Source organism: Deltaproteobacteria bacterium (assembly GCA_016183235.1).
In the GTDB taxonomy this organism is placed as follows: domain Bacteria; phylum UBA10199; class UBA10199; order DSSB01; family JACPFA01; genus JACPFA01.
This window is the reverse complement of sequence record JACPFA010000004.1, coordinates 1-11,941: the sequence shown is the minus strand read 5'-3', so window position 1 is coordinate 11,941 and position 11,941 is coordinate 1. Positions and strand designations below refer to the sequence as shown.

General features: G+C 45.3%; 7 protein-coding genes, 2 tRNA genes and 3 rRNA genes. 9 read left to right on the top strand and 3 right to left on the bottom strand.

Going from position 1 to position 11,941, the window contains the following annotated elements; all coding sequences use genetic code 11:
• The first annotated feature begins 382 nt into the window (after positions 1-382).
• From HYU97_01035 to HYU97_01005, 7 genes are all read left to right on the top strand, one after another.
• A 16S ribosomal RNA gene (locus HYU97_01035) occupies positions 383-2,034 on the top strand.
• A 135-nt stretch (positions 2,035-2,169) separates the two neighbouring features.
• Positions 2,170-2,244 (top strand) — tRNA-Ile (locus HYU97_01030).
• 118 nt (positions 2,245-2,362) lie between these two features.
• A tRNA-Ala gene (locus tag HYU97_01025) sits at positions 2,363-2,435 on the top strand.
• A gap of 175 nt (positions 2,436-2,610) precedes the next feature.
• Positions 2,611-6,348 (top strand): 23S ribosomal RNA (locus HYU97_01020).
• An 86-nt stretch (positions 6,349-6,434) separates the two neighbouring features.
• Positions 6,435-6,550: ribosomal RNA gene (gene rrf / locus HYU97_01015) — 5S ribosomal RNA — on the top strand.
• The 16S, 23S and 5S rRNA genes sit together here with 2 tRNA genes alongside, the layout of an rRNA operon.
• Positions 6,551-6,666: 116 nt before the next feature.
• On the top strand, positions 6,667-8,019 hold the full coding sequence (gene creD, locus HYU97_01010; GenBank protein MBI2335334.1) for a cell envelope integrity protein CreD: 1,353 nt from the start codon (positions 6,667-6,669) through the stop codon (positions 8,017-8,019).
• Between the two features lie 366 nt (positions 8,020-8,385).
• Entirely contained in the window at positions 8,386-8,703 is a 318-nt protein-coding gene (locus HYU97_01005; GenBank protein MBI2335333.1) for a hypothetical protein, read from the top strand.
• A gap of 20 nt (positions 8,704-8,723) precedes the next feature.
• On the opposite strand, the gene HYU97_01000 is transcribed toward HYU97_01005, so the two are convergent.
• The gene (locus HYU97_01000) at positions 8,724-9,128 is read right to left on the bottom strand and encodes a hypothetical protein (GenBank protein ID MBI2335332.1); all 405 of its coding nucleotides are present in this window, start codon (positions 9,126-9,128) and stop codon (positions 8,724-8,726) included.
• A gap of 37 nt (positions 9,129-9,165) precedes the next feature.
• On the opposite strand from HYU97_01000, the gene HYU97_00995 reads away from it, so the two are divergent.
• A complete protein-coding gene (locus tag HYU97_00995) occupies positions 9,166-9,873 on the top strand; it encodes an SseB family protein (protein MBI2335331.1) in 708 nt (235 codons plus the stop codon).
• On the opposite strand, the gene HYU97_00990 is transcribed toward HYU97_00995, so the two are convergent.
• Together HYU97_00990 and HYU97_00985 are read right to left on the bottom strand one after the other, a co-directional pair.
• Complete coding sequence (locus HYU97_00990; GenBank protein MBI2335330.1) at positions 9,870-10,748, bottom strand: aquaporin family protein; 879 nt, start codon at positions 10,746-10,748, stop codon at positions 9,870-9,872. The two genes, HYU97_00995 and HYU97_00990, sit on opposite strands and share 4 nt — an antisense overlap.
• Positions 10,749-10,767: 19 nt before the next feature.
• Positions 10,768-11,250, bottom strand: a complete 483-nt coding sequence (locus tag HYU97_00985; protein MBI2335329.1) for a hypothetical protein — start codon at positions 11,248-11,250, stop codon at positions 10,768-10,770.
• Between the two features lie 58 nt (positions 11,251-11,308).
• Here HYU97_00985 and HYU97_00980 point away from each other — a divergent pair, with 58 nt between their 5' ends.
• A complete protein-coding gene (locus HYU97_00980) occupies positions 11,309-11,752 on the top strand; it encodes a hypothetical protein (protein ID MBI2335328.1) in 444 nt (147 codons plus the stop codon).
• The last annotated feature ends 189 nt before the right edge of the window (positions 11,753-11,941 follow it).

Below are 11,941 nucleotides of genomic sequence, written 5' to 3'. Positions count from 1 at the left end.
CTCTCGTCCATGACTGCCTCAATCACCTCAATTTTATTTTTATCTCTCATTGTTAGTAGCATCCTTCTCCTCCTTTCGGAGGATAGCTACTGACATTTTCACTCGGCAGTTAGTACTGACACTTTCACTCGGCTACCACATTTCCACTTATTAATATTGACAATTGAGTCGAAGTATATAAGATTGCCCACCCCCGGATCTATGGGCTATGTGATCTTCTGTGTTTTTGTCCGGGGGAATGAGAAAAAAGCCTGTTTTTAGTTCTGATCTTTGACAACTGAATAATGGACTGAAATGTAAACGGGTCCTTTTTGAAAATTATCACAACCAAAAAAGACTCCTATCACTTTCTTTACAGAAGGTATGCGAGTAATTGCAGAATTTAAACTTGAGAGTTTGATTCTGGCTCAGAGCGAACGCTGGCGGCGTGCTTAACACATGCAAGTCGTACGAGAAAGCCCAGCAATGGGTGAGTAAAGTGGCGAACGGGTGCATAACACGTAGGTAACCTGCCTTTAAGTCTGGAACAACCTGTCGAAAGACGGGCTAATACCGGATAAGACCACGATATAATTTATTGAGGTAAAAGATGGCCTCTACTTGTAAGCTATCACTTAAAGATGGGCCTGCGCACCATTAGCTAGTTGGCGGGGTAATGGCCCACCAAGGCTATGATGGTTAGCTGATCTGAGAGGATGATCAGCCACACTGGGACTGAAACACGGCCCAGACTCCTACGGGAGGCAGCAGTGGGGAATCTTGCGCAATGGGGGAAACCCTGACGCAGCAACGCCGCGTGAGTGACGAAGGCCTTCGGGTTGTAAAGCTCTGTCGGAGGGGAAGAAAGATCGAGGCGCTAATATCGCCTCGATTTGACGGTACCCTCAAAGGAAGCACCGGCTAACCTCGTGCCAGCAGCCGCGGTAATACGAGGGGTGCAAGCGTTGCTCGGAATTACTGGGCGTAAAGCGGGTGTAGGCGGCCTGTTATGTCAGGTGTGAAAGCCCTTGGTTCAACTGAGGAAGTGCGCTTGAAACTGGCAGGCTTGAGTACCGTAGAGGAGGGCGGAATTCCTAGTGTAGAGGTGAAATTCGTAGATATTAGGAGGAACACCGGCGGCGAAAGCGGCTCTCTAAACGGATACTGACGCTAAGATCCGAAAGCGTGGGGATCAAACAGGATTAGATACCCTGGTAGTCCACGCTGTAAACGATGGGTACTAGGTGTTGGGTTTTAACCCAGTGCCGCAGCTAACGCATTAAGTACCCCGCCTGGGGAGTACGGTTGCAAGATTAAAACTCAAAGGAATTGACGGGGGCCCGCACAAGCGGTGGAGCATGTGGTTCAATTCGACGCAACGCGAAGAACCCCGGAACCCCTCCGAAAGGAGGGGGTGCCCGCAAGGGAGCCGGGAGACAGGTGGTGCATGGCTGTCGTCAGCTCGTGACGTGAGATGTTGGGTTAAGTCCCGCAACGAGCGCAACCCTCGCCTTTAGTTGCAAACATTAAGTTGAGCACTCTAAAGGGACTGCCTCGGTTAACGGGGAGGAAGGTGGGGATGACGTCAAGTCCTCATGGCCTTTATGTCTAGGGCAACACACGTGCTACAATGGATAGTACAAAGGGTCGCCAACCCGCGAGGGGGAGCCAATCCCATAAAACTATCCTAAGTTCGGATTGGAGTCTGCAACTCGACTCCATGAAGCTGGAATCGCTAGTAATCGTGGATCAGCACGCCATGGTGAATACGTTCCCGGGCCTTGTACACACCGCCCGTCACACCACGAAAGTCGTTTCTACCAGAAGCCGACGCACTAACTTCGCCCTTCAGAATGCTTCAAGATCAAGGCGCGAGGAAGTGAAGCGAAGGAGGCGTACCCTGGGGTACGCTGACTGAGCCTTCACGACGAGCAACGCAGAGATTGGAGCATTATGATGGGCGAAGAGGTAGTCGTCCAAGGTAGGAATGGTGATTGGGGTGAAGTCGTAACAAGGTAGCCGTAGGGGAACCTGCGGCTGGATCACCTCCTTTCTAAAGGATTAGTTCCTGTTGCAAATTAGGTTCATTATTCAGTTTTTAAAGATCAGAGCTTTGTTTCTGATACAGGCCCCAAAATTGAAAAAACTTGAAGTTATAGTTTAAGTTCAAGTTTTAATTTTTTTACTGCCGGGCCTGTAGCTCAGGTGGTTTAGAGCGCACCCCTGATAAGGGTGAGGTCGATAGTTCGAGTCTATCCAGGCCCACCTGTGGTTTTGCGATGCAAAACCACCCTCTATTTTCGAATGCGATTTTCCAGTGCTTAAATTTTGGAAAATGGCACTAGAAAATCGAAAATGGAGGGAAAATTGTTTCGCAATTTTCGGGGATGTAGCTCAGCTGGGAGAGCACCGGCTTTGCAAGCCGGGGGTCAGGGGTTCAAACCCCCTCATCTCCACATGAGGGATAAAATTTTCGATTGTTCAAGTTTTACTTGAACAATCATAGCTCTTTGACAATTGCATATGTTTGAAAGAAGCACCTGCAATACAATGATAAGGTCTTGGAATCTCCAAAACCTACTTTAATAAATCTTGCGGCTTATTTAATCGTAAGCCCTAAGATATTTAAGGTTTTGGTCAAGCTACTAAGGGCATACGGTGGATGCCTTGGCGAAGACCGGCGATGAAGGACGTGATTAGCTGCGATAAGCTTCGGGGAGCCGCTAAATAGGCTACGATCCGGAGATTTCCGAATGGGGCAACCCAATTTAGGAGCAATCCTAGATTATTCAAAGGCTGAATTCATAGGCTTTTGAAAGCAAACAGGGGGAACTGAAACATCTAAGTACCCCTAGGAAAAGAAAACAATAGTGATTCTCCTAGTAGTGGCGAGCGAACGGGGAATAGCCCAAACCTTAGGACTTGTCCTAAGGGGTTGTGGGACCACAATGTGGGATGAAAGCAGATAGCAGAATGTCTTGGAAACGACAGCCAAAGAAGGTGATAGCCCTGTAAGCGAAATCTTAATTCACCCTAGTGGTATCCCGAGTACCACGGGACACGTGAAATCCTGTGGGAATCTGGCAGGACCATCTGCCAAGGCTAAATACGCGTCTTCGACCGATAGTGAACTAGTACCGTGAGGGAAAGGTGAAAAGAACCCAGAGATGGGAGTGAAATAGAACCTGAAACCGTATGTCTACAAGCAGTTGGAGGGCTATGTCTCTACTTCGGTAGAGAAATGCCCTACATCGTGCCTTTTGCATAATGAGCCGGTGAGTGGATGTGTGCAGCAAGGTTAAGCCGATCGAGGTGGAGCCGAAGCGAAAGCGAGTCTTAAAAGGGCGTTTTAGTTGCATATATCGGACCCGAAACCAAGTGATCTACCCATGGTCAGGGCGAAATTCTGGTAACACAGGATGGAGGCCCGAACTCGTGGATGTTGAAAAATCCTGGGATGAACTGTGGGTAGGGGTGAAAGGTCAATCAAACTTGGAGATAGCTGGTTCTCCCCGAAATATATTGAGGTATAGCCTTATGAATTAAGTAACGGAGGTAGAGCACTGGATGGGCTAGGGGTCCGACAGGATTACCAAACCTAACCAAACTCCGAATTCCGTTAACTTTTATCATAGGAGACAGACCACGGGTGATAACGTCCGTGGTCAAGAGGGCAGAAAAACCCAGACCGCCGACTAAGGTCCCGGAATCTATGCTAAGTGTGAAAGGATGTGATAGCGCTCAGACAACTAGGAGGTTGGCTTAGAAGCAGCCACCCTTTAAAGAAAGCGTAACAGCTCACTAGTCAAGCGAGATTGCGCCTAAAATGTAACGGGGCTAAGCATAGTACCGAAGTCGCGGATTCTAGAATTCCTGCGGGAATTTTAGAATGGTAGGGGAGCATTCTAGTCGCCTGCGAAGGTCAACCGTAAGGATGGCTGGAGGCCCTAGAAGAGCTTATGCTGGCATAAGTAGCGAAAAAACTGATGAAAAATCAGTTCGCCGTAAACCTAAGGTTTCCTGGGCAAGGTTAATCCCCCCAGGGTTAGTCGGTCCCTAAGACGAGGCCCAAAGGCGTAGTCGATGGAGGACAGGTTAATATTCCTGTACTAATTCATAAATGTCACACTAAGGAGTGACGGAGAAGGGTAGCTCAGCCGTCTGTTGGATTAGGCGGTTTAAGCATGTAGGATGTCCTGGTAGGCAAATCCGCCGGGATATATCTGAGATGTGAATACGATCCGCGTAGCGGAGCAAAGTGAGTAATCCCATACTCCCGAGAAAAACTTCGTAGTTAGTTTATGAGTTAACCGTACCGTAAACGGACACACGTAGGTGGGGATAAATGTCCCAAGGCGCTTGAGAGAACTCTAGTTAAGGAACTCTGCAAATTGATGCCGTAACTTCGGGAGAAGGCATGCCTTTTGAGGTTAGAGGATTTACTCCTCGAAGCTTTAATAGGTCGCAGAGAATCGGTGGTGACGACTGTTTATCAAAAACACAGGACAATGCAAAGACGCAAAGTCGAAGTATATTGTCTGACTCCTGCCCGGTGCCGGAAGGTTAAGAGGAGAGGTCATGGGAGCAATCCTAGAAGCTTTGAATCGAAGCCCCGGTAAACGGCGGCCGTAACTATAACGGTCCTAAGGTAGCGAAATTCCTTGTCGGGTAAGTTCCGACCTGCACGAATGGAGTAACGATTGCCACACTGTCTCGACTGGAGACTCAGCGAAATTGTATTGACGGTGCAGATGCCGTCTACCCGCGGAAAGACGGAAAGACCCTGTGCACCTTTACTATAACTTGGCACTGAACTATGAGGTTGTTTGTGTAGGATAGGTGGGAGACTTTGAAGCGGCGGCGCTAGCCGTCGTGGAGTCAACCTTGAAATACCACCCTGATGATTTTGTGGTTCTAACTCAGTACCGTAATCCGGTACGAGGACAGTGTCTGGTGGGTAGTTTGACTGGGGCGGTCGCCTCCCAAAATGTAACGGAGGCGCGCGAAGGTTCCCTCAAGCTGATTGGAAACCAGCTGTTGAGCGTAAAAGCAGAAGGGAGCTTGACTGCGAGACTTACAAGTCGAGCAGGTACGAAAGTAGGCTTTAGTGATCCGGTGGTTCTGTATGGAAGGGCCATCGCTCATCGGACAAAAGGTACCCCCAAGAGTTCACATCGACGGGGAGGTTTGGCACCTCGATGTCGGCTCATCGCATCCTGGGGCTGGAGCAGGTCCCAAGGGTTTGGCTGTTCGCCAATTAAAGCGGTACGCGAGCTGGGTTCAGAACGTCGTGAGACAGTAGATCCTTGCTGTCTTTAAATTTGGCTATTTGCTGGAAACTCCGAGTATCCTAAGCTACACGTTTCATTTTAATTTAATGGAATGCGTAAAAATGCTATAGGTGCGGACAATCAGCAGGAAAGATCAGAGCCATGGATAATCACTATATTGCGGGTTTTGTTGATGGTGAAGGTAGTTTTCACATTGCTTTTCAGCAAAGTGAGAATGTTAAATTGGGCTGGCAAGTCGTTCCAGAATTTCATGTCAGTCAAAATAGTTCCAGCAGACACGTTCTTGAATGTATTAAAGAACGTTTAGATTGTGGAGTTATTAAACCAAACCATCGCAGTCGAGCTAATGATCATACTTATGTGTTAGTGATCAGAAATCGACAAGATCTTGTTAATAAAGTGATTCCATTTTTCGAACGGCATCCACTGTACACTCAAAAGAAAAACGATTTTTATCTCTTTAAAAAGATTGTTATGATGATGAATCAGAATGAACATTTAGAGAAAAAGAGTTTTTCCAAGATTGTGCAATTGGCTTACTTAATGAATGCCAATGGATGTCGACGAAAAGTTCCAAAAGAAAAAATTTTGGAAACTCTGAAATCCTCAGAGACTATACGCCAAAAATCGGATGCTTCCGATTAAGATATAGTCCGAACTGTATGGCGACATACAGATCCGCCTAAGGCGGACGCCACTCATTATTGAGTGGTCTGTATCTCTACTGATGATATTAATGATGTGGAGAGAAAGTAACAGATTGTCGGTCCCTATCTTCCGTGGGCGCAGGAGATTTGAGAGGACTTAACCCTAGTACGAGAGGACCGGGTTGAACGAACCTCTAGTGCTCCGGTTGTCACGCCAGTGGCACAAGCCGGGTAGCTAGGTTCGGATCCGATAAGCGCTGAAAGCATATAAGCGCGAAACGGGCCTCAAGATTAGATCTCCCAATCCCGCAAGGGGTAAGAAGACCACTCGTAGACTACGAGTTTGATAGGCTGGAGGTGTAAGTGCAGTAATGCATTAAGCTGACCAGTACTAATCGGTCGTTTGGCTTGACCTAAATTTTTTTTGGGTTTCAAGGCCAAATTGTTTTTAAGGGTAGCTGTATTTCAGCATATGCAATTTTTAAAGGACTTACCTAACGGTTAAGTCCAAAAGGTTTTCGGTGGCTATAGCGAGAGGGTTCCACCCGATCCCATTCCGAACTCGGAAGTTAAACCTCTATGCGCCGATGGCACTGCTAGGGTGACCTAGTGGGAGAGTAGGTGCTGCCGAATTTATTTAAATTAAAAAGCCCGTTGGTATTTCCAGCGGGCTTTTTTTATTGTTTACGGCGGATGGTTAAACCCATAAAATGATTTCTATCGTCACCTCTAAACCAAAAGGTAAATGAATGAACCCCAATCCTATCCAAAAAAAATTCTTCTTCGCCTTAAAAATGGGCTCCATTGGCTTTCTTATGTTGATCTTACTCATCCCCATGGTCATGATCGAATCGGTTATTCGAGAAAGAAAAGACAGCCAATATCAGGCCCAAGACGAAACCATCAGTACCTGGGGTTACCCTCAAACTTTAACCGGCCCTGTTTTAATTATTCCTTATCGAGTTAGAAGCGTGGTGCGAGAAAATCAAACCAACAAAACTTATATTCAAAAATCCCAAGCCTATTTTTTGCCTGAAAATATTTCTATTCAAAGCAAGGTCGTCCCCGAAATACGTTATCGTGGAATTTATAAAGTGCCTGTGTATCAAACCGAGATGCAAGTCAAAGGTGATTTTGCCAAGCTTGATTTTTCGCGATGGAAAATAGATCCAGCCGATATTCTTTGGGAAGAAGCCATCCTTGCCTTGGGTATTTCAGATGTCAGGGCGATTCGTGAAGCCAATCCCTTGCAACTCTCGAATTCAGAGAGTTTGCCATTTGAGCCCATGGCTAAGGAGAGTGAAATTATTTCTTCTGGGTTAAAGGTTTTGCTAGGAAAACAAAGCCTTCTATTTCAAAACCAACCTGTTGAATTTAATTATTCTTTGAAATTTGCGGGAAGTAAGCAAATCAATTTTATCCCGGTTGGCAAACAAAGTAAAATTTCCATTGATTCTCCTTGGGTTAATCCTAGTTTTGTGGGGGCCTATTTGCCCGAACATAGAAAAATTTCGGAGCAAGGTTTTACCGCAGAATGGAATGTGCTTCACTTAGGGCGTGGCTATCCCCAGCAATGGTTGAATAACGAAGTGGCGGAGGGCTTACTCCAACGGTCTGCTCTCGGTGTTAGTTTCATGATTCCGGTCGATATTTATCTGCAAGCCACTCGTGCCGCCAAATATGCCATTTTATTCATTGCTCTAACTTATTTGATCCTTTTACTTTTTGAACTGGTGGGGCGAGTGCCGTTAAACTTTTTGCATTATTTGCTCGTGGGTTCCAGTTTGTGTATCTTTTATTTATTGTTAATTGCCACGTCAGAATTTATTCCGTTTGTCTTTTCTTATCTCATCGCCATGTTCAGTATCGTTGGGCTTAATTTTATTTACACTAAACGCGTGATGGGCAAATGGTCTCATTCTTTAGGCGTTAGTCTTCTGCTCACAGTACTCTATGGCTTTCTTTATCTGCTACTTTCCTCCCAAGACAGCTCATTATTAGTTGGCGCTTGGGGGCTCTTCTTAATCTTGGCTATTGTGATGTTCATGACCAGCAAACTTAATTGGGATTCCTTGATACTTACTAACAAGTCCCCTGTATAGGCTACAGCTTGCTTCGGCTTATGGGCTGCGAGCGCGTCAGATTTCGCAAAAAGTCCTCGACGTACCCTAAGGTACGCCTGCGGGCTTTTTGCTCATCTTCCTTCTCTCGCCACATAATCCTCGCAATCTGTAGCCTATACAGGGGACTTGTTAGTAAAAAAAATAATTCTATCGAGTCATAACTATTTGGTAGATATTTCCTTCAAATTAAGTACACTACCCACAGTTGGAACAGTCGAAAGTGCGCTTTCTGTCATCCCTGCGGAGGCAGGGATCCAGTGATTTTGAGCATTTCTGGATTCCCGCCTTCGCGGGAATGACATTTTCCGACGTACCATTTTGTCAAACTCAAAGGAGGCTCGTCCTATGAAAAATCTTATTGTTTTAGCTGGGATCATATCCATGTTAATTTTTAATCTTGGCTGGGATTCAACAGCCCAGGCCGATGGCTGTTACATTTGTGGCTCAGGGAGTGCCTGCGGTGATTATTGCCGTTACACCGGAAGCGACGATTTCAATAACCGAAAAAAGTGTGAAGCCGCGGGTTGTAAAGTCTCAGGCACGGCTTCTTGTCCCACTGCCGCTAATTACAAAGTCTGCACCGCAGGGTTAGAAAAAGATTTAGGGCCCTTCACCCCAAAAATTGCTGCAAGTGATGTTCAAGAATTGAACGCACCAAAATAACGGTGGTTCCGCCCGAATTTCTACTGTTTTTCAAGTATTTCTATCCCTATCCCGTTGTTTTGCGTACGATAGGTAGCCCATTCACCCTCGAGGGTATCGCCTTTCACCTTGTAAAGTACTATTCCAAAAACACCCCCCGCTTTGAGATCACCAAAACTCACACTGAGTATATTTGTCTTTGGATCATATAACCCTACACCACCAAATGCTTGCACAGCAGCACCCACCTGCCAATTGAGTCTATAAGTATTCCCTATCTTTTTGATAGTTGCGCGGCCTGTATAGGAGGGCGGCATCATTGTTGAAACACCGGCATTCCAACCCTTTACTTTATAGTCACCCTCCAGATGGGTTTGAGCATAGCCCTCATGAACAAAACCTAAAACAAAAACGGTCATTAAAAAAAATAATTGCCACTTTTTCATGACTTGCCATCCTTCTATTGTTCATGCTCTAGGTATCATGATGAATAAACTAGAGCAAGCGATTGAACAATTTGCTAACGATAGCCCTAATGGAAGGGAAAATTTTTACGCGATTTTACTACAATCCGAAGTATGGGTGCCGCTTTCTCCTGACCAACCTAATATGGCAGAAGGTGATTTGAGCTTGCAACTGGTCGAAGGTGAAGAAGATGAGCTTTTGTTTGTCTTATTTTCTAGCGAAGCCAATTTTAAAAAATGGTTAGAATCTGATTTTTACTATACGGTGATACCCTCAGTACAAATCTTGCAATTAGCTAAACAAGATGCATGCAAAATTGTTTTAGACCCAGCCGGGCCTCATACTTATGAATTTACCGTTGAAGAAGTTAACCATATCTTAGCACAAGAAAAACCTGCTCAAGAACCCTTACCCTTTACTTTCTTGCCTACCGAAGGTGCTGATAAAGAATTAAAAACCAAACTGTTGCCCATGCTCGCAAAATACCCTGAAATTAAAGAAGGTTATTTAGGTTTGGTGCAACACCAAAATTCAAAACGATGGGTTTTAGGGGTTTACTTTGCAACTGCAACTCAAAGTAACATTCAAAAAGTGCTGGAGCAGCTAAAAAGTGATTTAGATAAATTAAAAGATCAAAAATTTTCTATTGTACCGGTTGAATTAACCGACGGGTTGCTTTTTCAACAAATCAGCGAACAGATCGAAGTTTTTTACATGAATTATTAGTCGATAGTTTTACGCAAATCTCTTTCAACTACATCTAACCCTTGATCCGCTTTTAAGTCAGAAGCCCCGAATAGAGGGCGCACCACGCTTTCATAGATGAGCCCCCCTAAAATACCCCCTGAAATAGGGCCCAAAATAAATAGCCACCATTCATTCCCCCGCGGCCCTGGGAATGCGATGGATCCAAAGCCTGCCAGGTAGGAGAATAAACGGGGGCCCAAGTCACGGGCGGGATTCATGGCCGCCATGGTTAAAGGTGCGGCGACGCTCACCAAGGCGGCTACAATCAAACCCACAAACCACGGCACTAAATTAGACTTAGGTGCACCATCATGGCGATCTTCCGTTAAAGATAAGATCAAAAATACTAAGGTTGCAGTAATCCCCATTTCTACCAAAAATGCTTTTAAGGCCGACACTTTGGCAAAAGCAATTAGATCCGTCCCCACAATGCCGGGGTTAGGATAAAAAGCACTAAAAATGGACATCAATTTTTGAGAGCCGGGCTGGCCAATAATCACGCCTAATTTATCGGCCGTGGGTATCATAAACCCAGACCATGCAAAATAAACCACGCCTGCTGCCAAAAAAGCGCCTGCAATTTGAAAAAGGGCATAGGGTAAAACCTTACTCCAAGGAAATTTTCGATACAAAGCCATGGCAATCGTTACCGCCGGGTTAAGATGCGCCCCCGAAACTGAACCCACTGCATAAACAGCAAAGGTGACGGCTAAGCCCCATAAACAAGACACCCCCCACAGATCCATCGAACCGGTATGTACGGCCATACCCACGGCCATATCCCCAATAAAAATCAAAAGGAAAGTCCCTACCAATTCCGCTAAGCATTCTTTAAGCGTCGTTTGTTTCTGCATGATCACCTCCAAATTTGACTTAATAAAAACACCACCCGTACTCCAGCCCCTTAATATGAAATTTTGCCCGAGTTGTAGGAAGCGGCTTCGCCAAATTTTCTACCGAATCAATATCATGAACCGAATAGCCCTCGGGCAATCGGACAAAACTAACCATAAAATCGGTTTGGCACTGTATGCATTCACCATTTTTTAATCGCAAGTAATAAATGTAACGATCTTCAATGGGCTCTATTTTATCAAGAATGGCTTGGGCAATCTTTTCAGGGAGGCAATAGGGGGGGTATTCAACTCGCGCAATTTTATCTAATGTCAAAACCCTTGCGGTGGGCAAACTCTCCCAATGTTTAAGGTAGGCCTTTTGTTCTACAAAGACCACACAGTTATACACTTCTTCTTGTTCACCGATGAGCTTAATAGCTTGGCCTAAGTAAATATAATAATCATGCTCTTTAATTTTGGGTAATTTTTTTAAGTTGTTTTTCAGTTCGGATAGTTTCATAAGCGTGATGGATCCCCCGGATAAACCGTGGGATGACAAAGTAGGTAAAAGGAAAACCATGAAAACATGTTTTTTGGCAACCTTATCTTTATTTATTTTAGCAGCAAATCTCCAAGCCGCGATTCCACCCCCTGCCGGCTGTGATTTTGATGAATCGCAATGGGAGATTATTGTTTATGTAAGTGAAGTAAAACCCTTATCAAAAAAAGAAAAATTTCCGTGTGGAAAGCGGCAACGTTTTGAAGCCATGCTAGATATTCGTAAAATCATTAAAGGCAAACCCCACGCTTTATTGCAACAACCTTGGAAGCAGACTTTTGTGGATTATGACTATACAGAACGAGGTTGTACCGGCCCTACGGATCACACTTTTTCCAAAGACAGTTATTATCGTTTGTTTCTTCATAAACAAGAGAATGGGGAAGCGCCGCGCTATTGCAATCATTACATGACAAAATCCGTCAGCCCAGAAGAATTAAAACAACTTGGCATAACCAATTAATCGCAAATCCTCGTACCTAAAAAGTGAGGGAGGTGGCTTTGCAGCTGAAGTTAGCTTTTTCGACCCGGCGCTCCATCGCCGACCCTCATATGGATGACCTCTTGGTCAAGGCTAAAGCGATCGTCCAGAGGGATTGAGATTTGGACTGAAGGAGCCTCGAGAACTTTTCAACCTCATATTCGCGTGCTG

Coding starts and splice junctions, on each gene's coding strand:
- creD (MBI2335334.1), top strand. CDS start 6,667: ATGAACCCCAATCCTATCCAAAAAAAATTCTTCTTCGCCTTAAAAATG.
- HYU97_01005 (MBI2335333.1), top strand. CDS start 8,386: ATGAAAAATCTTATTGTTTTAGCTGGGATCATATCCATGTTAATTTTT.
- HYU97_01000 (MBI2335332.1), bottom strand. CDS start 9,128: ATGAAAAAGTGGCAATTATTTTTTTTAATGACCGTTTTTGTTTTAGGT.
- HYU97_00995 (MBI2335331.1), top strand. CDS start 9,166: ATGATGAATAAACTAGAGCAAGCGATTGAACAATTTGCTAACGATAGC.
- HYU97_00990 (MBI2335330.1), bottom strand. CDS start 10,748: ATGCAGAAACAAACGACGCTTAAAGAATGCTTAGCGGAATTGGTAGGG.
- HYU97_00985 (MBI2335329.1), bottom strand. CDS start 11,250: ATGAAACTATCCGAACTGAAAAACAACTTAAAAAAATTACCCAAAATT.
- HYU97_00980 (MBI2335328.1), top strand. CDS start 11,309: ATGAAAACATGTTTTTTGGCAACCTTATCTTTATTTATTTTAGCAGCA.